19 protein-coding genes and 1 pseudogene are annotated in these 23,917 nt (G+C 70.0%); 12 read left to right on the top strand and 8 right to left on the bottom strand.

Going from position 1 to position 23,917, the window contains the following annotated elements; all coding sequences use genetic code 11:
- Positions 1-75: 75 nt before the first annotated feature.
- Positions 76-1,470, bottom strand: a complete 1,395-nt coding sequence (locus ACZ6QO_RS18100) for a YcaO-like family protein (protein WP_465851958.1) — start codon at positions 1,468-1,470, stop codon at positions 76-78.
- A 263-nt stretch (positions 1,471-1,733) separates the two neighbouring features.
- On the opposite strand from ACZ6QO_RS18100, the gene ACZ6QO_RS18095 reads away from it, so the two are divergent.
- From ACZ6QO_RS18095 to ACZ6QO_RS18080, 4 genes are all read left to right on the top strand, one after another.
- The gene (locus ACZ6QO_RS18095; protein WP_465851956.1) at positions 1,734-3,167 is read left to right on the top strand and encodes an oxidoreductase; all 1,434 of its coding nucleotides are present in this window, start codon (positions 1,734-1,736) and stop codon (positions 3,165-3,167) included.
- Positions 3,168-3,257: 90 nt separating this feature from the next.
- Positions 3,258-6,143 carry a peroxidase family protein gene (locus tag ACZ6QO_RS18090; RefSeq protein WP_465851955.1) on the top strand — a complete coding sequence of 962 codons (2,886 nt, stop codon included), beginning with the start codon at positions 3,258-3,260 and terminating at the stop codon, positions 6,141-6,143.
- Positions 6,144-6,618: 475 nt separating this feature from the next.
- Positions 6,619-7,413, top strand: a complete 795-nt coding sequence (locus ACZ6QO_RS18085; protein ID WP_465851953.1) for a hypothetical protein — start codon at positions 6,619-6,621, stop codon at positions 7,411-7,413.
- A gap of 46 nt (positions 7,414-7,459) precedes the next feature.
- Positions 7,460-7,954 (top strand): AAA family ATPase, encoded by a 495-nt coding sequence (locus tag ACZ6QO_RS18080; RefSeq protein ID WP_465851951.1) that lies wholly within the window; start codon positions 7,460-7,462, stop codon positions 7,952-7,954.
- A gap of 573 nt (positions 7,955-8,527) precedes the next feature.
- On the opposite strand, the pseudogene ACZ6QO_RS18075 reads toward ACZ6QO_RS18080, so the two are convergent.
- Positions 8,528-9,664, bottom strand: a pseudogene (locus ACZ6QO_RS18075) (AfsR/SARP family transcriptional regulator); the annotation flags it as partial.
- A 146-nt stretch (positions 9,665-9,810) separates the two neighbouring features.
- Here ACZ6QO_RS18075 and ACZ6QO_RS18070 point away from each other — a divergent pair.
- From ACZ6QO_RS18070 to ACZ6QO_RS18045, 6 genes are all read left to right on the top strand, one after another.
- Positions 9,811-10,416 carry a hypothetical protein gene (locus ACZ6QO_RS18070; protein ID WP_465851949.1) on the top strand — a complete coding sequence of 202 codons (606 nt, stop codon included), beginning with the start codon at positions 9,811-9,813 and terminating at the stop codon, positions 10,414-10,416.
- Positions 10,344-10,517 (top strand): LuxR C-terminal-related transcriptional regulator, encoded by a 174-nt coding sequence (locus tag ACZ6QO_RS18065; protein WP_465851948.1) that lies wholly within the window; start codon positions 10,344-10,346, stop codon positions 10,515-10,517. Before ACZ6QO_RS18070 ends, ACZ6QO_RS18065 begins: the two co-directional genes overlap by 73 nt.
- Positions 10,518-10,691: 174 nt before the next feature.
- The gene (locus tag ACZ6QO_RS18060; protein WP_465851946.1) at positions 10,692-11,486 is read left to right on the top strand and encodes an ArsR/SmtB family transcription factor; all 795 of its coding nucleotides are present in this window, start codon (positions 10,692-10,694) and stop codon (positions 11,484-11,486) included.
- A gap of 360 nt (positions 11,487-11,846) precedes the next feature.
- Positions 11,847-12,482: an SMI1/KNR4 family protein gene (locus tag ACZ6QO_RS18055; RefSeq protein ID WP_465851944.1), complete on the top strand. Its 636-nt coding sequence runs from the start codon at positions 11,847-11,849 to the stop codon at positions 12,480-12,482.
- Positions 12,483-12,886: 404 nt separating this feature from the next.
- Complete coding sequence (locus tag ACZ6QO_RS18050; RefSeq protein ID WP_465851942.1) at positions 12,887-13,165, top strand: CopG family transcriptional regulator; 279 nt, start codon at positions 12,887-12,889, stop codon at positions 13,163-13,165.
- Positions 13,162-13,584, top strand: coding sequence for a PIN domain-containing protein (locus ACZ6QO_RS18045; RefSeq protein ID WP_465851941.1), 423 nt, complete (start codon positions 13,162-13,164; stop codon positions 13,582-13,584). The genes ACZ6QO_RS18050 and ACZ6QO_RS18045 overlap by 4 nt, the downstream gene beginning before the upstream one ends.
- 200 nt (positions 13,585-13,784) lie before the next feature.
- Here the strand turns inward: ACZ6QO_RS18045 and ACZ6QO_RS18040 are convergent, their stop codons facing one another.
- Positions 13,785-16,247 (bottom strand): hypothetical protein, encoded by a 2,463-nt coding sequence (locus ACZ6QO_RS18040; protein WP_465851939.1) that lies wholly within the window; start codon positions 16,245-16,247, stop codon positions 13,785-13,787.
- Positions 16,248-16,251: 4 nt separating this feature from the next.
- Positions 16,252-18,963 (bottom strand): hypothetical protein, encoded by a 2,712-nt coding sequence (locus tag ACZ6QO_RS18035; RefSeq protein ID WP_465851937.1) that lies wholly within the window; start codon positions 18,961-18,963, stop codon positions 16,252-16,254.
- A 237-nt stretch (positions 18,964-19,200) separates the two neighbouring features.
- Here ACZ6QO_RS18035 and ACZ6QO_RS18030 point away from each other — a divergent pair, with 237 nt between their 5' ends.
- Together ACZ6QO_RS18030 and ACZ6QO_RS18025 are read left to right on the top strand one after the other, a co-directional pair.
- Entirely contained in the window at positions 19,201-19,380 is a 180-nt protein-coding gene (locus tag ACZ6QO_RS18030) for a hypothetical protein (protein ID WP_465851935.1), read from the top strand.
- Between the two features lie 35 nt (positions 19,381-19,415).
- A complete protein-coding gene (locus tag ACZ6QO_RS18025; RefSeq protein ID WP_465851934.1) occupies positions 19,416-19,673 on the top strand; it encodes a hypothetical protein in 258 nt (85 codons plus the stop codon).
- On the opposite strand, the gene ACZ6QO_RS18020 is transcribed toward ACZ6QO_RS18025, so the two are convergent.
- The 4 genes from ACZ6QO_RS18020 to ACZ6QO_RS18005 all read right to left on the bottom strand — a co-directional run bounded on the left by ACZ6QO_RS18020 (position 19,666) and on the right by ACZ6QO_RS18005 (position 23,870).
- Positions 19,666-19,812, bottom strand: a complete 147-nt coding sequence (locus ACZ6QO_RS18020; RefSeq protein ID WP_465851932.1) for a hypothetical protein — start codon at positions 19,810-19,812, stop codon at positions 19,666-19,668. The genes ACZ6QO_RS18025 and ACZ6QO_RS18020 overlap by 8 nt on opposite strands.
- 65 nt (positions 19,813-19,877) lie before the next feature.
- Positions 19,878-21,653 (bottom strand): copper resistance CopC/CopD family protein, encoded by a 1,776-nt coding sequence (locus tag ACZ6QO_RS18015; RefSeq protein WP_465851930.1) that lies wholly within the window; start codon positions 21,651-21,653, stop codon positions 19,878-19,880.
- Positions 21,650-22,390: a YcnI family copper-binding membrane protein gene (locus ACZ6QO_RS18010; protein ID WP_465851929.1), complete on the bottom strand. Its 741-nt coding sequence runs from the start codon at positions 22,388-22,390 to the stop codon at positions 21,650-21,652. The genes ACZ6QO_RS18015 and ACZ6QO_RS18010 overlap by 4 nt, the downstream gene beginning before the upstream one ends.
- Positions 22,391-22,487: 97 nt before the next feature.
- A complete protein-coding gene (locus tag ACZ6QO_RS18005) occupies positions 22,488-23,870 on the bottom strand; it encodes a multicopper oxidase domain-containing protein (protein WP_465851927.1) in 1,383 nt (460 codons plus the stop codon).
- Positions 23,871-23,917: the final 47 nt, after the last annotated feature.

Raw genomic sequence — 23,917 nt, 5'->3', positions numbered from 1 at the left:
CGCCCGAGGTAACCAGGAACATCGCACCGGAAGGTTGATCGAGCGGAAAGACTCGCACGTCACACCATGCGCGCGTCAAACCTCTGACATCGACGCGGCCCGGCCGGGGTCGTTCCACCGGACGAGGGCGTGCCCGCGTGGACCCGGCAGGACCAGGTTGCCGTTGACGATCAGCACGAAGCGTTCCAGGCCGGGGACGATGACGTGCACCGCGACGATCTGTTCCGGCAGGACGGCCACGATGCGCCGGTACGGCACGTGGCCGTGCGCGACCAGGATGGCGGTCAGCTCGCGTAGCTGCTCACGGGGCTCGCGTAGCCGCTCACGGGGGTGATCGGGCATGCCGCCGGCTCGGCCGTAGGGGATCGTGCGGGCGCGGCGCAGGTGGCCGCCGAGGTCGAAGCGCCCGCACGCGCGCAGTTCTGGATGGTCGGCGTGCCACGCCGGCTCCTCTCGCAGTGGCGCGCCGGACGGCGAGGGGGTCTCGCCCAAGGTCGTCTGGACGAGTTCGGTGAGGGCCCGCCAGGCGGCGTAGCGGGCGCTGAGCGAGGCGCCGGCGCCCCGCCGATGCGGGTGGCGAGCGGTCGGGGCGGTGTAGGCGAGCATGGTCGGGACGCCCAGATCGCTGGTGATGTCCAGCAGATGCACCGGCGAGCCGGTGAGCCGTTCGGCCGCCGCGTACGCGCCCGCCAGGTCGCACGGGAGGGTGGCCGGATCGATCACGGTCGGACGGAAGCCGGCTTCGCCGAGGAACGCCCGCACCAGGAGCAGGGAGAGGGCGTCCCGCTCGATGGTCTCGTTCAGGGCGTGCAGCAGCGCCTCGGCGGCGGTGACGCCGACGGCCGAACCGCTGTTGCTGCTGTAGCGCATCAGGTGGCCGTAGTCGCAGGTGTCCCCGGCCCGCTCACGCAGCCCGCCCGCGTGGGTCTCGACGAACCAGGGCGCCCGCAGGAACAGCGGCACCAGGATCTCCCGTCCTCCGGCCGGCGGACGGTAGCGGTGGCAGGCCAGGCGGCGTCCGCGGGGCGCGCGCGCCAGCAGCACGCCGCAGGCCTCGCGCCGCAGCGGCCCGGCCACGATGTGAGCGGGCTCGACCAGCTCCACTGACGCGGGATCGAACAGGGCAGGGCCGGTCAGATAGTGTTCCAGCGCCTCGAACAGCGCTCCGGTGCGCGCCGCGTCGGGCCGTCCTTTGCCCATCCCCTCGGCCACCGGCGGGCCGGCGCTCTCACCCGTACGCGGCGGGCCGGCGCTTCCGTCGGCGCCCAGCAGGGCGGCGCTCTCGTCGGCGAGCAGCCGGCAGGACCAGGCGGTCGGATCGCCGCCCCCGCCCAGGTCGCCGAGTTCCGGCGTGAGGCCCAGATTCGCGAGCGCCGCCGTGACGCGCCTCGTGGCATCCCGCAGCGGCACCACGCGCTCTACCTCGAACGGCGAGTCGCGTCTCCACCGCGCTTCGATCGATCGGGACATGGAGCCGCCCTCCGACCGGGTACGACACCAGATGTGGGCACGGATGACGACCCACGCCCCGCTCCCGGTGCGCTCATGAATGCCCGGCGACACATCACAGGAACACCGCAACTGCCCGCACATATCGGCAATAGGGAGCAAAAGGACGGGCGAATGCCACCACCCGTCACCACCCACGCCATCGCGGTCCCGGATCCGTACAAGGCCATATCGGCTCAGAGCGCCCGCGCCGCGGCCGGCGGCGCGGACGTTGGGGAGAAATCATGATCTTCGAACCGTTCACGGTCGGCGGCGTCACCTTCAAGAACCGGGTGATCCGGTCGTCCATCGGCGGGAGGACGGCGTACTACGACGGAACCGTCAGCAACGCGTGGAAGAACTTCGAGCTGCGCTTCGCGCGGAACGGCGTGGCCGCGATCGTCTCGGCCACGCTGAACGTCAACCCCGTGCGGTGGTCACCGCTGGAGTATCCGCAGATCAGCCACGACAAGTTCATCACGCATCTGGGGGAGGCGATCGACGCGATCCACGCCGAGGGCTGCAAGTACATCATCCAGATCGGCGACGGCGGCTCGCACGTGCAGACGAGCCTGTTCAGCCAGCCCCAGGACGGCTACGGTCCGTCGTCGGGCTTCGACCTGTTCTTCGGCTACCGCACCCGGCGGACCGAGATGACGCTCGCCGACATCGAGCAGACGGTGTACGAATTCGGGCAGGCGGCGCGGCGCGCGCGCGAGGCCGGCGCCGACGGCGTCGAGATCACCGCGTCGAAGGGCTACCTGATCCACCAGTTCATGAACCCGGCCATCAACCGCCGCCAGGATCGATACGGCGGCTCCGTCGAGAGACGCTTCCAGCTGCTGCGCGAGGTCGCCGGCGCGGTGCGCCGGCAGGTCGGCGACGATTTCCTGGTCGGCGTGCGCATATCGGCCTGGGACCGCAACTACCTGCCGGTCGACGTCCGATGGCCGGTGACCAGGCCGCTGCGCGCGTTCTTCCGGGGCAACGACATCGGCACCTACCTCCGCTATGGCAGGTGGCTGCGGGACCTGGGCGTCGGTTACCTGCACGTGAGCAACGGCTACGGCTTCATCAACCCGGGCGAGACGCCTGGCCGGTTCCCGGTCGACGAGGTGCGGCAGTTCGCCAACTCCACCCGCCACCTGTCGGCCAAGGCGGCCGTACGGGCCACGATCCTCAACATGGTGCCGAGGATGGTGCTCGACCGGATCCTGAACATCGGCTGGACCACCGGCGAGGCGGCCAACCTGCACGACGCGGGACGGTTCCGGCGGGAGGCCGGACTGCCGGTGATCGCCAACGGCGGGTTCCAGCGGCGTTCGCTGGTCGAGGACGCCCTCGTCTCCGGCGCCTGCGACCTCGTGTCGATGGCACGGCCGCTGCTGGCGAATCCGGACCTCGTCGAGCTGTTCCGTCAGGGCAGGGAGGCTCCCGCCCGGCCGTGCACGTTCTGCAATCGCTGCGCGATCCGCACGACGCTGTTCCCGCTCGGTTGTTACGAGCCCCTGCGCTTCGACTCGGACGCGGAGATGGAGGCGCAGATCCTGGACTGGTCGGCCCGGCCCGACATCACCGAGCCGCTCCCCTGGGACCCGTCCGGCCCGGCGGTCCCGCCACCGGCCGGATCCGTACCGGCCATCTCCTCCACCGCAAATCCGGTTTATCACGAACAGTAGGCATTCAGCACAAACAGCGCAAAATGCCGCCGACCATACGTTTTGTGGGCAACGTGCCCGGCGAGGAAGCTCCCGGGGAAGGGGAGCGGAATGAGCAAGGTCGAGAAACGTGAACGCCGCGCCGAAAAGGCACGCGAAGCCGTGTGGCACGAGCGCTATGTCGGCGGCACCCCTGAGGCGGAGCAGCCGATATTCGAAAAGCTCGCCCACGACCTCATGCTGGTGCAGCTGAAGGTGAGAAAGGCCACCGGCGCCGCCGACATCGCCAGAGCCTTCCAGGCGAAGACGATTCTCGGCGTGGAGAACGCCAGGCTCACCTTCCGCGACGACCTTCCCGGCGATCTGCGAGCCGGCTTCGCCCAGCCGGGCGCCGAATATCCGGTCATCGTCCGGCTGTCCAACGCCGGCGGCGCCCGTCAACCGGACGCCGCGCCCGACCTGCGGAGCGCGGCGCTACGCGTCCAGGCGGGGCCCGACGAGGTCCACGACCTGCTCATGACCAACTTCCCGGTCTCCCATGCCAGGAACGCATGGGAACTCGTCAAGTTCGCGCAGGCCACGGCGGGCGCGAACTCGGCCCCGCGCAAGGCGTTCGCATGGTTCGTCAGGCTGCCCATGGCGATCGGCTGGGCCTCCGCCGCACGCATGCGGCGAAACCTGAGGGCCGCGACCCGGCGCACCGTCCGCAGCCTCGCGCTTGAGAGGTTCTGGAGCCGCAGCGCGATCCTGTGGGGAGAAGCGGGGCCGGTGCGCTACCAGCTCCGCCCCGCCTCGCCCGCGCCGGCGGCTCCCGCGCCGTCGCGCACCGATCCCGACTACCTGCGCCACGAGCTGTCCAGGCGACTGGCCACGGCGGACGTCGTCTTCGAGCTGTGCGTGCAGCGCTACGTGGACGGAAGGCGCACGCCCATCGAGGACGGCGCGGCCGACTGGCGGGAGGAGGACACGCCCGTCATCCCGGTGGCCACGCTGACGATCCCTCGTCAGGACACCGCCACCGCCGAAGCGCGCGCCGCCGAGCGGCGAGTCGACGACCTCGCGTTCAACCCGTGGCACACCACAGAGGAGTTCCGGCCGCTCGGCAACCTCAACCGAGCGCGCAAGGCCGCCTACGAGGCCAGCAGCGCCCATCGCCTGGGTGACCGCTTCGTCACGCCCCGGCCGTGGCGCAACACCGTGCTCGACGCGCCCACCCGAGCCGGCTTCCGGTTCCTCAACCGGTTCGTCCCCTGGCATCGGCTCCCCACGCGGCTCGGCCTGGTCAACCTCGCCGCCCTGCGACAGGCGCTGCGCCGGGACAACCTCATAGATACCGAGATCAGGCAGGCCCCGCCGCAGGCGCGTCCGGCGCCCCCGCCCATCGACGAGCGGCTGCGCACCAGACGCACCTATGACGGCAGCCACAACGATCTGTCCGCACCGGCGATGGGCAGCGTCGGCTCCGCCTTCGGCCGCAACCTCGCCCCCGTGCACCGCCCCGACCTGTTCGACACGCCCAACCCGGTCGTCGTCAGCCGTGAACTGCTCCACCGTGACACCTTCATCCCGGCGCGGTCGCTGAACGTCCTCGCCGCCGCGTGGATCCAGTTCCAGGTGCATGACTGGGTCGACCACAAGCGCTACCCGTTCGGGATGAAGAGCGTGGAGGTGCCGCTTCCGCCGGGAATGAGATGGCGCAACACCCCCGGCGGACCGCTCGAAGACGTGATGCGCTTCGCCGACAACGAGGGAATCCCTTCCGCCGGCGGCGCACGGCCGCCGATCCTGTTCGGCAACAGCGCGTCGCACTGGTGGGACGGCTCTGAGGTCTACGGCGGGGACGAGACCGTCGCCATGTCACTCCGCGAACCGGGCGGCGGCGCGGAGCTGCGGCTGGAACAGGGCCACCTGCCGTCCGGCCCGGACGGCACCCCCATCACCGGCTTCAAGGAGAACTGGTGGCTCGGGCTCAGCATCATGCACACCTTGTTCGCCCGCGAGCACAACGCCGTGTGCCACGCCCTGCGCGGCGAATACCCCAACATGAGCGAAGACAGCGTCTACCACACCGCGCGGCTCGTCATCTCCGCCCTCATCGCCAAGATCCATTCGGTGGAGTGGACTCCCTCGATCCTGGCCACCGACCTGATCGACACCGGGATGCACGCCAACTGGTACGGCCCCCCGAAGAACTGGCTCACCCAGCTCGGCCTGTGGCTGTACGACGCGCACGCCCTCACCGGCATCCCGCGAACCCTTCCTGACCATCACAACGTGCCTTACTCCCTCACCGAGGAGTTCGTCACCATCTACCGGATGCACCCCCTGATCCCGGACGACTTCCAGATCGCCGACCACACCTCCGGCCTGCGGCTGGAAGACCTGACGCTGGGTGACATCCAGGGCGCCGCCACCGAGGCGGTCATCCGCAGGACGGGCCTGGCGAACTCGCTCTACTCGTTCGGCATCGCCCACCCGGGGGCGGTCACCCTGCACAACTACCCGCGCGGACTCCAGGCGTTCGAGCGGGGTGGCGAGATGATCGACCTGTCCGTCGTCGACCTCGTACGCGACCGGCGCCGCGGCATCCCCCGCTACAACGACTTCCGCGCGGGGCTGCACAAGCCGCGCCTGCGGCGGTTCGAGGAGTTGACGTCCCAGCCCGAGACGCTGGCGCGGCTCAAGGACGTCTACCGCACCGTCGACGAGATCGACACGATGGTCGGCCTCTTCTCCGAGAATCCGCCCGCGGGCTTCGGCTTCAGCGAAACCGCCTTCCGCGTGTTCCTCCTCATGGCCAGCCGGCGACTCCAGAGCGACCGCTTTCTCACGGTCGACTTCAGACCGGAGATCTACACACCGCTGGGGATGGACTGGATCGAACGCAACGGCATGACCAGCGTCATCCTCCGCCACTGCCCCGAACTCACGGCCTCCCTACCCCGAACGACCAGCGCCTTCACCCCCTGGCGCCTGACCTCCCGCACGCCGCTCTGACACCCGCCCCCCGGCACGCCGCTCTGACAGCGGAAACCATCCCGCCCCGGCGTCCGGCGAACCATCGAGCAGAACCCCGATCTTGGCCGTCCCTACCTGAGAAACCGGCGGACACCCGCCACGCTCACCAGATCATGGGAGGAACCGGCGGACACCGGCCATGCGCTTACCGGATCATGGTCGGATGAGAATGCTCGTGTGCGCGGCGACGGCCGTGTCGGCGCTCTGCCTGACCATCGCCGCATGCGGCACACACGCCACCGCTCCCCGGGCGTCCTCCCCCGGTCCACCCACACCCCACCGCCCCACCCTCACCCCACCACCCGACACCAACCCACCACCGACAGTGACCACCCCCACGGCAACGGCCGGCACCAACCCACCACCGACGGCGACGACTCCCATGGCACCGGCCGGCACAGGCAGCCCGCGGGCCGCCCCGCCCACCCCGTCGGCTCGGCCCAGCTTGACGATCTTGATGCAGCGGAGGGGAACGGCGATCGACGCGCCCAACCCCGGCACGGGGCCGGGTGACCCCCGGCTCGCGGCGGCGCTGCTCACGGCCTTCGGGCCGGCACGAGAATCGCGCGAGCTGCCGGGAGCCGCGGTCGCACTGCCCATCATCGACCGCCTGTCGATGTTCCTCCCAATGCGCGTGACCAGCAGCCCCATCTACGGTCCGTCGGTCTGCGACGGACTGACTGCGGGCCTGTGGAGGGCCGTCCTGCGCGACTTCGACATCCCAGGCGTCCAACTCGCCGTCACCCGGCTGACCACCCCCGGCCGCCCTTCGTCCGCGGTCCAGAAACCCGACGCCGAGTCACTGTTCCGGCAACTGCGAAGCGACGGCCCTGACGCCCCCAACCGGCCGCCTCAGAACCGGCGCGAACCCGACCTTCCGGCGGGTGACCATCTCACCTTCAGCGAAACCGTCATCGCCGGACCCGCGCCGATGCTCGACAGGCTGGCGGATCCCGGCGTGATGGCGTCATGTGGACAGCTGACGGGCGACGCCGGCGCATCCGCATCCGCATCCGGAGCCGTCAGGCCGATCCCCGTACCACCCCTCGGCGACCGCTCCTGGGCCTTCATGATCACCGGCAGCGGCAAGACGCCGATCTGGCAGTGGGTGGAGCTGGTCCGCACCCCCCGCCACCTCATCGAGATCCGCATCCCCGTCCAATCCCCGGCCCCCCACACCGACCCCGCGGCCCTCCTCCCCCAAATAGCCACCGTCGCCCACACCAAAATCCGAACCACCCTCGGATGACCGATGGGGAGGCGATCCGGAGGCGTCGGCTCGATAGCGTGTGTGGATGGCGAAGGTCTTGGTCACCGGGATGTCGGGCACCGGCAAGTCGACCGCGCTGCGTCTGCTGGGGCTGCGGGGATACCGCACCGTGGACACCGACACCGACCAGTGGAGTCACTGGGGGACGCTGCCTGACGGGTCGTCCGACTGGGTGTGGCGGGAGGACGCCGTCGGCGCGCTGCTGACGGCCGGGCCGGATGACGGCGGGCTCTTCGTGGCCGGCTGCAAGTCCAACCAGGGCCGGTTCTATCCGCTGTTCGACCATATCGTGCTGCTCAGCGCGCCCGCCGATGTCCTGATGGCCAGGATCGCCGAACGGACCGACAACCCCTACGGGAAGCGGAACGAGGAGCGAGAGCGGATCCTGCACCACCTTGCCGTCGTCGAGCCGCTGCTGCGCGCGACGGCGACCACCGAGATCGACGCCCGCGCCCCCATCGCAGAGGTCGTCGACCACCTCGCACACCTCGCCGGCACCCCGGCGCCGCCACCCCTCTGAACGACGGTCCAGCTCGAAGAACCGAGAAGACCCCGGTCGAATCATCGCTCGACGTCGCGCCGGCGGCCTGGTGTGCCGGCGGCCGCCGCGCGTTCGGCGGCGTAGGTGCGCAGGAGGTCGTGCAGGCCATAGCGGCCGGGGGCGTGTTCCTCGATGACGTGGGCGGCGGCCAGGCGGCGCAGCAGGCGTGCCGCCGAGGCGACGTCGGCGCCGATCAGCGTGGCCGCTTCTCTCGCGGTGAAGTGCGCGCACGGAAGCAGGGGCAGCCGGCGGAAGAGACGGCGGGCGTCCTCGGTGAGCGTCGCGTACGAGGCGTCGAAGGCCCCCCTGACCCCGCTCCACCTCCAGGCCGTCGAGCCTGTCGGCGGCCAGGGCGGCGGCGTAAGCGGCGATTCCGGTGTGCGGGCGGGCGGCGAGGTTGGCGGCGGCGATGCGCAGCGCGAGCGGGAGGTTGCCGCACAGCGCGGCCAGTTCCGCCGTCGCCTCCGGGTGCGCGGTGGCCCGTTCGGCGAGCAGGTTGGCCAGCAGGTCCCGGGCCTCGCGGTCGGAAAAAACACCGAGGTCCATCCAGCGCGCGCCGTCCCGGGCGACCAACCCGGTCAGCCGTTCCCGGCTGGTGACCAGCGCCACACAGCCTGGACTGCCGGGCAGGAGTGGACGCACCTGCCCGGCGTCGCGGGCGTCGTCCAACAGCACCAGCAGCCGTTTGCCGTCCAGGAGGCTGCGGTACAGCGCGCTCGCCTCGTCCACGTCGGAAGGCACCCACTCCGCGCCCAGCGCCCGTAGAAGCCTGGCCAGGGCGTCGATCGAGAGCACCGGACGGCCCGGGCCGTACCCGTGCAAGTTCACGTAAAGCTGCCCGTCGGGGAACCGGCCGCGTACCCGGTGGGCCCAGCGCGTGGCCAGCGCGGTCTTCCCCACCCCCGCGAGGCCGGCCAGCGCGGCGACCACCGCGCGCCCGTCGGCGGCGCTCAGCAGGGCGTCCATGCGCGCGAGCTGTTCGGCACGGCCGGTGAACCCGGCCACGTCCGGCGGCAACTGCGCCGGGGGCCGCGATTCCGCCGGGGTCTCCACCGTGTCCCCCGCGAGGATGACGCGCTGCAGCTCGCGCAGCCGCGCGCCCGGCTCCACGCCGAGGTCGGCCCGCAGCACCTGGCGCGCCCGCCGGTAGGTCTCCAGCGCCTCGGCCCGCCGTCCGCACCGCGCCAGAGCCGTCATCAGCAGCTCCCACCGCCGCTCGCGCAACGGACTCTGCTCGGCCAGCCGCCGCAACTCCTCCACCACCTCGCCGTGCTGCCCGAGGCCGAGCAGCGCGCCCATGTGGTCCTCCACCGCGCCGAGACGCAGGTTCTCCTGATGCCGCACCCACGCCGCCAGCACCGGCGTCTCCGGCAGGTCCGCCAGCGCGGGCCCCGGCCCTTGCCACAGCCTCAGCGCCTGCGCCAGCCGGGTCGCCCCCGGTTCGAGGCGTCCCCGGCGCAGCTCACGGCGCCCGGACGCGAGCGACCGCTCGAACACGCCGGCATCGATGTCCCCGTCCCCGGCGGCCAGTTCGTATCCACGTCCCCGTGTCAGCAGCATGTCGCCGCCGAGCCGGCGCCGCAGGCGCATGACGTAGGCCGCCACGGTGTTGGCCGCCGTCCGCGGCGGCCGCTCGCCCCACAGGGCGTCGGCGAGCTGGTCGGTGCCGACGGTGCGCCCGGCGTTCACGAGAAGCACCGCCAGCCGTCCGGTCCCTGAGCGAGGCGGTCACCTCGCTCGACGGCCGGGACACCCTCCGGCTCACACATCTGTTCCTGACGGGACTGGCCGCGGCCACCGCCCTGGGCGGCGCGGCGGACGAGGCGCGAACCTGGATGGACCGCGCCGACCTCACCGGCAACGGGGCCAACCGGCTCTTCGCCCCGTGGACCGTCCTCGGCAACGCCTGGACGCTGGCGGCGGAGGGCCGCCTCACCGACGCGGTGAGCGCCGCCCGGTACGCGGCCGACCTCGCCCGCGGCATCGGGCTCCCCTGCGTCGAGGCGACGGCCCGCTATGACGTGCTCCGCCTCGGCGGAGAGGGCGAATGTCGCCGGCTCGACGACCTCGGCACCGTTCTCGGCACACCGCTGAGCCACACGCTGGCCCAGGCCGCCCGCGGGCTCAGACACCAGGACGGCGAGGCGCTCTCGCATGCCACCGGCGCCCTCGCCCGACTCGGCCACCACCTGCTCGCCGCCGAGACCGCGACATGCGCGGTCCGCGCCTATCGCCGTGCCGGCCTGCCCGGCAGGGCCGCGCTGGCGCTGGAGCGGCCTCCGCACTGCGCTCGCGATGCCCGGGCGCCGTCACCCCGTTGCTCGGTCACGAGCGACTCACCGCCGTCCTCACCCGACGGGAGCGCGAGGTGGCCCTCCTCACCGCACGTCTCAGCAGCCGGGCCATCGCCGAGCGTCTCGGACTGTCGGTGGCGACGGTGAACAACAACCTAGCCCGGGTGTACGGCAAGCTCGGCATCGGCAACCGCTCCGAACTCGCCGCCCTTCTCGACGCCGTCCCCCCGCGCCGCACCGACGCCTGACCCCTCGCCGGCGCCCACGACCGCCTCGGGGAGCGGTCAGAACGCGACCTCCCCCACCGCCTCGAACTGTCAGCACGGGCCACCGCGCGGCTTGACAGGCAGCCATCTGGCTGCCTAAGTTAAAGGCAGCCGAAAGGCTGCATATCAAGCGGCGACCTGGGTACGGGGGCGGGCATGGACGAGGTGTTCAAGGCGCTGGCCGATCCGAGCCGGCGCGCGTTGCTGGACTCGCTGAACGCGCGCAACGGGCAGACGCTGCGTGAGCTGTGCGCAGGACTCGACATGGCCAGGCAGTCCGTCAGCAAGCACCTGGCGGTGCTGGAGGAGGCCGGGCTGGTCGCCACCGTGCGACGGGGCCGGGAGAAGCTGCACTACCTCAACGCCGCGCCCGTGCACGAGATCGCCCACCGGTGGATCAGCCGCTACGACCAGGCCAGGGTCCAAGTCCTGGCCGACCTGAAACTCGCCCTGGAGGAGACCCCGATGGACGCGCCGACCTTCGTCTACACCACCTACATCCGCACCACCCCGCAGAAGCTCTGGCAGGCGCTGACCGAGCCCGCCTTCACCCGCCGCTACTGGGCCACGGAGCTCACCACCGACTGGTCCGTCGGCTCGCCGATGACCTGGGACAACCACGGCGTGCTGATCACCGACCCAGAGCAGGTCGTGCTGGAGGCCGACCCCTACAGCCGGCTCTCCTACACCTGGCACGCCATCACCCCCGAGCTCGCCAAGCGCTTCGGCTGGGACGAGGAGATGCTCACCCGGCTGTCCGGCGAGGCCCGCTCGAAGGTCACCTTCACGATCGAGGAGGAGGCCGCGCAGGTCGTGAAGCTCACCGTCGTACACGACGGCTTCGAGCCCGAATCCAGCATGGCCGAGATGGTCAGCCACGGCTGGCCGAACGTGGTGGCGAGCCTGAAGACGCTGCTGGAAACCGGCGAACCACTCCCGGCCGACGCGTGACCCGGGCTTGGAAGCCCCCATCTCCGTGCTCCGGCTAGTGCGCTTTGTCCACGAGAGTTCGCCGGGTGGGGCACCGTAAGGCGACGCCGGCATCGCCGTACCACGACTCGCCGGCCCGGCGCCGGTCACACCCAGCGCACACACCGGACGGAACGGCACCCGGTGAAGGTACATGATCACCGCATCAGACGCGGACCCGGTCCCGGAACTTCCCCAGGACCGGGTTCTCGCCGTTCACGGGCCTATTTGAGAAGCCGGGCGGCCATGACCATTCGTTGCATTCTGCTGGCGCCTCCGTAGATTCAGGCCCCTCTAAGTCGTTAACCTTCAGCCGGTGACGCCCTCAGCCGGGGAGCAACAGTGCGGTCAGACATCACCCTGGATGAGATGGCCGCGGAACTGGCCCAGTTTGCCGACCTCACCAGGATCACTCCCCTGTCGGAGTCCGAGGTCCAGGCGCTTGAGGACGTGATCGGCGCGCCGCTGCCCGCAGAGTTTCGGGCGTTCCTGCTGCGATTCGGCCGAGGAGTCCCTCCAGGTCGCCTGCTCGACTTGGGTCGCGTCGTGGAAGAGATCCGACTGGAGCGCGAGGACTTCGACGAGGAACCCGCTGCCGCCGCCTACCCGTGGGAACCCTTCCCTGTGACCCGCGACGACGTACTGCGGTTGCCACACCTCGCCGCCGACGGAGAAGATCCCATATTGCTGATGGACAAGCCGGCGCCCGGGACCATGTTCCTGTGCAGCCACGGGTGCTCGTGGATCAGCATGATGGCCATGAACGGCGAGTACGCCGGCACTGTGTGGCTCACCCAAATGGGATGGGCCGAGGACATGTACTGGTGGCCGTCCGCGCCCTGGACCGACATCCGGCCAACGGGCCTCATGCACGCGGGCTGGAGCGAACCGGTGCCGTTCTTGGACTGGTACATACGCTGGACACGGCGGCTCGCCAATCGCCATCGGTCTTCCCATCAGTCCGATCCCATGGCGTGACCTGGGACAGTACGATCATTGCCTGGACAAGCCCCGACATGTGTTGATCGGGATCACCGGCTCAACCTGGACGGCCTCCAGAGCCACAGTCCCTCCATGGCCAAAGAAGTCCTTAACACGGGTGGGTGCGGCCATCAGGGCTACGCGCGTAGGCGGCTCTGGGGGTCGTAGCAACGAGGCCATGCTCGTGCGCGGGCCGGGCGGCGAAGGTTGATGCCTCGTCTGCTCTGGGCCATTGGATGGAGAGATGGATGACTCCTCCTCGCGCCTCGTCGATCAGCGGTCCGGTCGACCATGGGCTGTCTTCACCCTGGTCTGTCGTGATGTCAGGCCATCTCGCTCAGACGACGAACACATGCCGAAACGCTGGTAAGCGGGTTGATACCTGGAGTATGGTCTGTTGTATGGCGACTAAGAAAGTAACGGTGACGATCCCCGAGGAACTCCTCGATGAGATCCGCGCGGAAGCGGCGGAGCGGGGCCTGTCGGCGTACGTCGCCGAGGCACTGCGCTTCAAGCGCGACCGAGACCGGTTGCTGGAGCTGGTGAACTGGCTGGAGGAGGAGTATGGCCCGGTCAGCGAGGAAGAGCGCGCGGCGGCGATAGACGAACTGAACGATCTCGACGCCGAACACGAGCGCCGCCGCACATCAGAGAAGAGACGCTCAGGAGAGGCCGCGTGAGCAAGCGCGGCGACCAGCACGGGCAGCCGCTGCGAATCTTCGTTCTCGACTGCGAGGCTTTGTCCCTGGCAGTGCGAGGCGACCGAAAGATGATCGCCTGGCTCGACCTCGCAGCCCGAGGGCAGGCGGAGGTGGTGACATCTCCGATGACGGTGGTCGAGGCGTACGACGGCAGGATCACCGAGCAACGCTGGGATTGGGTGCTGTCTCGGCTCAACGTCGCCGACATCGGGAAGGACGAAGCGCGCCAGGCACGCCGGCTCCTGGCAGAGGCACGGCTGCACGGCCACAAGTACGCGATCGACGCCGTGCTCGCCGTCATCGCGCGACAGCAGCAGGGGCAGGTCACCGTCTTCACCTCGGACGTGGACGACATGGAGAAGCTGGTCCCGAACACGATCGTCATCAAGAAGATATGACCTCTAGTGCTGCTCTCATCAAGACGAGAGGCACTTCCTGAGTTCGGCAACCCGCTGTCGATGATCCAGGCCGGCCGCACTCCGGACGCCGAGCACTGGCAGCGTACAGGGTTGCGGCTGTGCAGCGTCGCGGTCAAACGAGGAACGAGCCACACGGCGGGCTTTGCCGGTGGGCGATCACGTATCGAGCCCTGGTGACTCTAGTCGCGGGGGTAGGCGTCCTCCAGGTTCGTCCGGAGGGAGGCCGCGTCTTCGATGAGTTTGAGCACCGGCTTGTCGTTCTCGTGGAAGGTGAGGGTGTAGTGGGAGAACGCGGGTGGGGAGGTGGTGTGGCGGCTGCTCTCGTACGTCATGATGGCGTCGGTCCATTCCTGTTCGGACATGGTGAGCACGTCGCCGAACCAGGTGGTCTCGTCGATGACGTCGACGCTCACGGTCGTCCACCCGGGCAGCACGAGCCGCACCCCCGGATACAGCCGGTGGCCGGGCCCGTCGGGGCGACCCAGGCCGGAGGCTACGACGATTCGGGTGACGGCCTGGTCGTCCAGGTTGGTGCCGCCGACCGGGTCGCGGACGAAGATGCTGGTGCGGGCGTCCAGGTCCAGGTTGGCGACCACGAACGCGGCGTAGTCTGCGACGCCTTCGCAGCCGTCGGCCATGGCCGTCAGCCGGTGGTAGACCGTGGCGAGGTTGTCGGCAGGGCCGGCCACCGTGTACGCCCGCTCCACGGGCGCGTGCCGCCAGCGGACCCGGCGTCGGGGCGCGGCGCGGCCGTCGCGGGGTGAGCACAGGTAGTGGCCGAGCAGTTCGTCCCAGCGGACCCACTTGCGATTCTCGCCGGCGTCGGCGACCCACTCGGGGTCGCTCCAGCGGCAGAGCGTGTCGACGATGAACCAGTCCACGTGCCGGGCGCAGCTGAACATATGGTCGAAGACCGGTTCGGTCGGCTGGTCCTTGGCCAGCAGCGAGTGGCAGCCGACCCGGTGGGCTCGGAAGATCTCCTGTAGTTCGGTGAGGAGCACGTAGTTGAGGCGGATGGCCATATCCTTGCCCACCAGCTCGGCGGCGATCTTGAGCCAGGTCTTGGCCAGGGTGGAGCCGGCGTCCGCCAGCAGCGGCTTGAGCAGGTACGCGATGGGGTTCTCGGCGAACTCCAGGATCGACTTGACGGCCTTGTAGATCGTCCATTCCACTTTGAGGATCTTGACCGTCCTGATCAGCCCGAGCACGGCGGGGACCAGGGCGTCGCGGATCAGGTCGCGGTGGAGCAGGGAGAGCACCGGGTCCCGCTTGACGTATTCGGTGAGGGTCTCGGCGGTGACGGCCTCGCCGCGTGCCTTGGCCTGGTCGGCGTACTCGAACAGGCGGTTGAACGCCCGGCGCACGCGGGCCTCGTGGCTGTCGGGCGCGTCCAGGGGTTTGAGCTGGAGCAGGTCCAGCAGGTCCTCGACCGTCTCGCCGGCGTACACCTCCAGGAATTTCCGGATCGTCACCTCCACCACGCTGCGGTATGGGCGGCGCTCCCACTCCTGCAGTTTGGGCCGTAGCACCTCCTCGCCTAGGTGCAGCAGCGAGTTGAGCGTGTCCCAGCCGTCGAAGTAGCCGGTGACCACGGCGTCCTCCGGCAGGCCGTCGCCAGCGGAGGGATGGTAGAGGTCAGGGGAGTAGCGTTGCAGCCGCCGCGCCACCTTGAGCATCGCCTTCCGCTCGTCAACCGGCTCCCCGACCCGCCGCGTCGAGCGTTCGCGCAGGGCTGTCAGCATGCCCTCCACGCCGAGGGTGGCGAACACCGCGTGCTCGGTGAAGGTGGAGTGGGCGAAGAAGTCCTCCACGCCGTGCAGGGTGTGGCCGAGGCGGGCCAGCCACAGGTCACGCTCCTGGCTGGGCAGGGTGCGCGTCGCCGTCAGGTCCTTGCTCGCCCAGTGCAGGTCGATGTCGGCCAGGCGGCCGGCCAGGACGAGGCGGTCGTCGACCAGGTAGTCGTACAGGTGCGGGTCGGCGCCGGACCGGGTGCGGGCCACGGCATACAGGCGGTCGCGCTGGTGGGCGTGGGCGGGACCCCACTGGACTACGCACGGCTCACCGTAGGAGACCGAGCACAGCGGGCGGTCGAGATGTTCGTGCGGGAAGTATTGGCGGCACAGTTCCTGAAATATGCCCATATAGGACTCGTACGGCATGACCAGGCCGTCGGGGTTGCTCTCGGGGACGGCGAACCGCAGATAACCCGCCGCCTGGACCACTTTGAGCAAGTTCTCGCCCAGGGTGGATTCGAGGGAGAGCTCCTCGGCGATGGCCTTGGCCGCCGCCTCCAGCAGCTCCCGGATCTGTTCGCGGAGCATCGCCCCGAACTCGTCCATCAGGCCGGGCTCGGGTTGGACGGCGCGGCCCGGCGCGGGATGCTCGTCGATCGCGCTCATCAGAGTCGACATCAGGCGGGCGGCGATCCGGCCGGGGGCGGTGCCGCGCGCCTCCTCCAGCAGGTCCCTGGCCAGCTGCTGGAACAGCGTCGAACCCGGGTCGTTGACCTGGCTCAGGTCCGCCAGCCAGTTGCCCAGGAACAGGGCGTTGAGGTTGACGCTGATCGCCTTGTCGGCGTAGGCGCGTTCCAGCCGGGCGTACGTGGCCTGCCGGAGCACCTCGTGGTGGCCATGCGTGTCCATCGGGCTAGAACCGGGGCAGCTCGGCGGTCGGCTGGAGGTAGACCAGCGAGGTGGGCACCACCACGTCCCACGGGTCGCCGTACGGGGTCGCGCCGTTCAGGTCGTCCTGCTGGTCGCGCAGTTCCTCGTGCACGGCCACGTAGAGGGGGTCGTCGATGCTGGGAGTGGGGCCGCCGCTCCACGGCTGGCGGGTGCGCAGGTAGTGCATGGCCGCCGACTCGAAGCCCGGCCGGGCCGCCACCAGCACCCGGACCGCCCCCGCTTGGAGGAACCGGGCGAACAGCGGATCCTCCTCGTCGTAGTACCGCTGCGCGTCGAACCACTTCTCCGGCAGCCTGCCCCAGAAGTACGGATACAGCACGTAGGTGATCTGCTGCCACTCGAAGGCCTGCTCCAGGAACTGGATGACCTTGCCCTCCTCGACGGCGTCGGCCACGTCGACCGCCGGCACGTCGATCGGCGTGTCCGCGGTGGTGACCTTCTCCCCGATCGCGGTCGTGGTGACCGTCACCGTGGTGTTCGGATCGGGATGGGTGGTGGTGACCGTCTCCACCTCTGTCCTGGTGACCGCCGCCTGCTCGATCTTCTCCGGGCGCGTCTTCATCGCGTCGAACGCGATGTCGTCGCTGGCCTGCGAGTCGAACTGCAGGGCGATCATGGCCAGGCAGCTCTTCTTCAGCTCGGTACGGATGATCTCCTGGTTGACCCGCGCGTTGCGGCCCCTGATCACCACGCCCTGGCTGACGTTGAACCCGGCCAGCCGATCCCGGTACTCCTCAAGCTCGGCCCGGTAGGCGGCGTCCGCCCGCGCCCAAGCGTCCATGATCGCGTTGTACACGTCGATCTGCCAGGCCCGGCGGAGCCGGTCGGTCGCCTTCATGTGCAGGGCCACGCTCACCTCGAACGCGACCACTCGGTAGGCCAGAACCGACACACCGACCGCACCCGTCAGCGGCGGGTCGAAGTCCAGCGTCGTGTCGGCGAACTCCTGGTGAGTCTCCCAGGCGCCGGATTCCGGATGCTGCGCCTTGGCGGTCTTACCGCCGACGGAAACGAAGACACCCCAGTCCTTGCCCATCAGCTCGTTGCGGACGCCCTCGTATGCGCCGGAGATCACGACCTTCTCCACCGCGTACCCATCGGGGATGTTGAAGCGCTTCTCGTGCGCGGTGGCGGTCTTGTCGCCGAGGTCGGTGCCGACGAAGGGCTCGCTCACGGACGTGCCCGGGGCCGGCTCCGGGCCTATGCTACCGAGCTGGAAGATCCCGGCGTAGGTGTCGACGGTGGCCTTGGTGATCTGGCTGATCACCAGGTTGGGCCGGGCGGGCGGCTGCGGCAGCTCGGGCGGCCCGTCCGGGCGGCGGTTGCGGTCGAACGCCTGCAGGATGAACGCGGCCGGCTCCGGCAGGACGAACTCGAACATCAAGCGTTTGCCGTAGTTGAAGACCTGGGCTTCGTACCGTTTGTCCAGCCAGCGGTAGATGCCGGAGACGTGGCCCGTGCCCTGAGCGTTGTTGATCTCGTGCACGTTGGTCTCCTCGACCTCGTGCGTACGCCGGGTGATGCGCTCCTCCTTGACGCGCTTCTGGATGCGCGACAGAGACCGGTCGATGACGTCCTTGGCGAAGTTGTTGGAACTGCGCCGGGAGTCGGAGGTGGAAAGGCTGTAGGAGACGCCCGCGCTGGCCGACACCTCCACCGCCCCGTACCGGCCGCTCATCTGGCCGGACATCTCCACATTCAGGTCATTCTGGATGGTCGACTCGGTCTCGGACTTCAGCTCGAAACGGTCGGTGCTCTGCAGCTCCTTGGTGGTGTCCTCGGTGGTCTCCGAAGTCAGGCTCAGCGTGTCCTCGGTGCGGTCCAGCACGCGATGGGTGCGCTTGCGCACCTCCCCCTTGAGAGCGGTCTCCACGTGAGCGATCTCGCCCGGCTCGTACGCGCGCAGGAACTGCTTGACCACGAGCAGGTCGCCGATGCCGACCGGCTGCACTGTGTTGAACGGCCGGTAGTAGCCGACCAGGAGGGCGAACATCGGGTGCACCACGGGGGAGGCGGACAGCACCTGCTGGAACTGGGCCAGCTTGGTGATCCGGACCGCGCCGGCGGGCAGCGGCGGCAGCGTCTGGCCCACCTTCTGGCCCAGGTGCACGCCGCGTACGGCCTGCAGGACACGGATGGAGGTAAACCAGGGTTCCAGGTTGAGGGAGCGGACCTGTTTGGCGACGTAGGCGCGGTAGAGGGCGTCGAACGCCTCGGCCAGGTCGGTTTCGAGGGCGCCGGTGGCGTAGCCGGCCAGTGCAAGTTTGGGGTCGATGCGGGTGAGGCCATCCTGGATGGCGGCGTGCACGTCGTCCATCGTCTGGGGCACACGGCGCAGGACCTGGGTGACCAGGTTGCGGACCCGGCGGGCGGATTCGGTGGGCGGGTTGGGGGATTTGAGGGCGAACGCCTGGGCGATCTCGCGATTCTTGGCGGGGATGTCGGCCACGGAGGCGATGGTCGGGAGGGCGTTCTTGACGGCGGTGTGGATGTCGGCGCCGGTGGGGCTGCCGGAGAAGTCGCCGGCGTCGGTGTCAGGGTTGGGCTGCGGGTATCGCTGCACGTTCTTCAGGCGTGCGTCCTTGATGTAGCGGAGGGGTGTCTGGGTGGTGTCGGGTTCATCGGGGGAACGTAATGCGACGAACTTAAACAGGTCGACGGCCGGCTCCGTCATCAAGGCCCCCTGATCTCCGCCTACAGCCTTCGCCGATATATCGGCCGCCATCTCGTCGGCGTATCAGGTCCACACGTATCGTTATGAAAGACTATCTGGCCGTCAGGAGAAGACGTCTTCAACCTCGCTGTCGCCGATGAGGTGATCAAGCGCAGTCCCGCCGAGTCACCCGTCGTCCAGGTGCCCGAACGGGCTGCCGAGGAGATCATCACCTAGTCAGACGAAAGGGTCAGCGCGGTGATCGACGCTCACCCTCCGCTGTTCCACATCAACATCCGGCTGGAGGAGCACAAGCTGTTCCTGCTGGTGATGATCGGCGGCACCTACCTGATCGAGCTATTTACACGGAAGAGCAGGCAGAAGCCGCCTTGGGGTTCTATCTGGCCGGCAGGCCAGGCGGCTTTGTGGTGCATATGAACGTGTGCGAGGAGAACTTGCGGGCCGTGCGGGAGGTGACGTTAAAGGTCCTGACGACCGCGGGAGTGGACATCGAGATGGCCGAGTCGGCTCGGCTGGTCGCGTCGGAGCTGATCGGCAATGCCGTGCGGGCATGCGGGCATTGGGCGCCGGTCAAGGACGTCTTCGCCCGCCACGTCACCGCCGCACTCGCCGTCGGCGACGTCGTCGCCTTCGCCATGGCCGGCGCGTACGCCTGGAACATCTCCCACCACGACTTCCTCATGAACCCGAAGCCCGAGTTCACTACTTGAGCTGAGGGCCGAGAACCTTCGCGGAGTTGGCGAGACGGGCCGCGCTGAGCGACCTGATGACGCCGAGCCGGGCACGATCGCGGTCGATGACCCGCTGCTGGGCCTCGACGTAGACCGTGCGGCGGTCTCGGCCCGGCACTGCGCGTCCGCGACCGCCGTGTCGATCTCGGCCCGCGTGCCGCGTGGCTTGTCCGAATCCGCCCTTCAGGCGCTCACGTCGACCCCGACGCGAACCGTGGCCTGGTCCGTCTCCGTGGTGCGGACCGTGAGAACGGCCTGCCAGCGCCCCGGGAACGGCAGGTTCAGCTGGCCGATGTAGTGCCCGCCGGCGCCCTGGAGCTGCACGGGGATCGGCCCGAGGTCCCGATCTGTGAGGGTCATGGCGGCGTGCACCTCCGGCACGTTGAGCGGCGCGCCGTTCGGGTCGAGCACCGACAGGTGCAGCTGCGCCGGCCCCACCTTGGGCGGATATACCACGAGCAGCACCGCACCGCGCGCGGTGGGGCCGGAGCCGGCCGAGAACGGCACGGGTGTGGGCACGGCCGGCACCGGCGCCGCTCGATTCGCGGGCGCCGCCGTATTCGCGGGCGCGGCCGTCGAGCTCTGCCCGGCGTACGCCGATCGGGCCGGCTCCATGGCGACCAACGCGGTGGACAGGCCGAGCACGACGGCGCCCACCGTCATCTCGGCCAGCAGCCGCCGGTAGAACGCGTAGAGCTGGTGCGGGTCAGGGCCGCCGCTGCGCCGGTGGCCGCCCGCGCCGTAGTGGCGGGCGACCCATCCGCGGGCGACGGCGCCGAACGCGACCAGCACGATCACGAGGGCGACCTTCGCCAGCAGAACCAGGCCGTACGCGGTGGCGAACAGCGTCGGCGGCGACCCGACCTGCCGCCATGCCTGGAACAGGCCGGTGGCGGCCATGAGCGCCACGCACACCAGCGCGGTCTGCGAGAACCGGGGCACCGCCACGCGCAGGGTGACGGTGTCGCGGGTCGGCACGTGCGTCATGGCGAGCGCGACGAGACCCCCGAGCCAGACCGAGCCGGCGACGAGGTGCACGACGTCGACCGGCACGGCGAACCCGCCGGCCTCGCCCGTCACGCTGTGGTTCGCGACGCTCCAGGTCGTGGCGAGCGCCGCGGCGGCCGCGAGCACCGCCGCCGCGGCCGTCCATCGCGTGCGGCGGTCCGGCGCGTCCGGGTAGCGGTTCAGCAGCCAGACGAGCGCGGGCGCCGCGGCGAGCAGCAGAGCGACGCGAATCCCGAGGGCACGGCCCAGGTCGGTGTCCCACGTCGTGGACAGCAGCCGCGGGTCGAAGACGCCCGCCACATCGCTGTCGGCCACGTACGGCCCGTACAACAGGCCGGAGACGATCGCGGCGGCGAGGCCGGCGCCCCAGCCGGCCCACAACGCCCGCCGGACCGGCCGTCGCCGCGCACCGGCCGGCCAGCACCACACCAGGTAGAACGCGGTGCCGAGCAGCACGGCGAACCCTGCGAACGCGGCCCACCGGGCGGCGCCGTACGCCGTCGCGGCATTGCCGGAACGATCGTCGGCGGGCGTGACGTCGGCCGGCCGGCTGCCCGGCGTACCGACGGTGAACGTGTAGGCACCCTGCACCGGGTGGCTGTCGGAGGACACCACCCGCCACGAGACGGTGTAGACGCCGTCGGCGAGTTTCCCGTTCAGCGGGGCCTCCACCGACGTGTCGTCGCCCACGCGGTGAACCGGTGCGCCGATGCCGATGCGGGCGCCGTCTGGGCCGAACAGCCGCACGCCGTCCGGCGGCACGGTCACCGGGTCGGTGAACTGCAGCAGCAGCGTCCGAGGGGAGTCCTGGTAGATCTGGCCGTTGGCCGGCACGGATTCGACCAGTTCCGCGTGCGCCCAGGCAGGGCTCGCCACCACGAGGGACACGACGGTGGCGAGCCCTGCGAGGAGGACGGCGAGCCCCGCGCCGCGCGTCCTGGTGCGGGTCATGGCGAGAGCCGCGCGGCGGTGTCCGCCTCCGCGAGCGGAGCGGAGGCCGGCACCGGGGTGCGCCGGCGCAGCCCGGTCGCGACCGCCGTCAGCAGCGCGAGGGCGCCGAGCGCGAGGCCGGCCCAGCCGAGCAGGCGAGCGACGCCGTCGCCGGTGGGGGTGGAGGTGGGGGCGGCCGCGGCGGGCGCGTTGGCCTGCGCGTCCGCCGGCTTGACATCGATCACCGGCGCCGGGTGTTCGGGCCGTGGCGCGCCGGCCTCCGGGATGTCGATCCAGCGGACGACCTCACCGTCGCTGTAGGTCTGCAGCGCCTTGAACACGAGCCGGCCGGGCGTGGTGGGCAGCGGACCGAGGGACACCTCGAAGAGCTGGAACTCGCCGGGCTTGATGGCGCCGCCCTCCCACACGATGCCCGTGACGGCCTTGCCGGCGGCCTCGTCGTCGGACCCGGCGGACGCGGCGTTCGGCAGTTGCCGGGTGGCGACAGTGGCCGTCCAGCCCGGGACGGGGCGCAGGGAGGCGCTGGTGAGCTGGGCGTTCTCCGGGAAGACGACCTCGACGCGGGTCGTTTTCGTGTCCGGGCGCTCGGTGGGCACCTTGAACGCGAACGTGCCGTAGCCGCCGGGGGTGGCGACCGAGGGGGAAACGGTGACGTGAGCCCACGCCGGCAAGGCGGGGGCGAGCAGGACGGCGACGCCGGCGACGAGCATCGCGGTGACGGCACGGACGAGCTTCATGCGCGGACTCCTTGCGCGTATCGGTATGTGGAGCCCGTGCCGGCCAGGTGCGCTCACGGCTGACCGGCACGGGTTCGGAAGCGGGTTCAGCCGGCGATTACGCCGTTACATTGACGACCGTCACGAGGCCGATCATGCCGTTGGGTCCCTCGGAGTGGGAGAAGATGTGGCAGTGCAGCAACCACTTCCCGGGCTCCTTGGGCTGGAACACGATGTCGTACGTCTGTCCGACGCCGACGTTGAGCGTGTCCACGGTGTACGGTGAGGCGAGCTTGTTGCCGTCCTGGGCCACGACCTGGAACGGCACCCCGTGCAGGTGCATCGGGTGGATCATCTCGGGGCCCGTGCCGATCAGCCGGACGTGGACCTTCTGGTTGACCGCCGCCGTCAGCGGCACGGTCGCCGGGTACGACTTGCCGTTGAAGGTGAACCCGTTGGAACCGTCGCCGATCTCGATGGTGTAGTGCTTGTCGGCGGCGATGTCGCCCAGCGTCGGGGTCACCAGGAGCGCGCCGTAGAGGCCCCGGCCGACCTGGCCGCCACCCATGTGCGAGTGGTACCAGTGCGTACCGGTCGACTTGGCGGTCCACTCGTACGTGTAGGTCTGGCCGGGCAGGACGTGCGGCTGGGTGATGTCGGGTACGCCGTCCTGCGCGTTCGGCAGTTGCATGCCGTGCCAGTGCACAGCCGTGTGCTCCGGCAGGTCGTTCTGCACGATGACCCGCACCTGGTCGCCCTCGTTGACCTTGATGGTGGGGCCGGGCACTATGCCGTTGAACGTGTACGCCTGTTTCACCACCCCGGGTGAGACCTCCCAGTCGGTCTGCGACATGCACAGCTTGAACACCTTGACGGAGCCGACCAGGTTGTAGGCGGCCAGCCGGGTGCCATCGCCCTGGGCGGCGCCGAGGGCCGGGTTGTCGCAGGGCGCGGAGCCGGGCGGCGGCGTCGTCGTCGGAGTGACGCTCGGGCTCGGGCTCGTGCCCGGGCTGCCACTCGGCGACGGGCTCGCGCTCGGTGAGCCGGACGGCGACGGGCTCGCGCTCGGTGACTTGGACGGCGACGGCGACGGCGGTGCCGTTCCGGCGTTGATGATGCCGGTCATGTACGGGTGGAAACTGCAGTAGTAGTTGTACGTGCCGGCGGTGGTGACGGTGACCATGAAGCTCGCCCCGGGCGGCAGGTCCGGGGACGTGAAGTCGCCGCGGATGGAGTGGACGGTACCGTCCGTCTCCTGGTTGACGAACGTGACCGTGTCGCCGGGCGCCAGGTTGAGCACGTCCGGCGTGAACGCGAAGTTCTTGATCGCGATCGTGTGGTTCGCCGCCTGCGCGGCCTTCGGCGCGAACACTGCCGCGCCGGAGACCAGGATCGAGAGCGCGATCATGCCGATCAGCATCAGCCGCCGTACCGGTGGCGAGGCGTTGGAGAGGGCGCGCCGGAGGGCCGCGAAGGGCTCCGGCGCGGTCGTATCAGACATGGGTGTACTTCCTCGTCTACTGTGGGATGCACGCGCCCACGTGTCGG

Source organism: Sphaerisporangium sp. NPDC049457, assembly GCF_055586705.1.
This window is presented reverse-complemented; position numbering and strand designations above follow the sequence as displayed.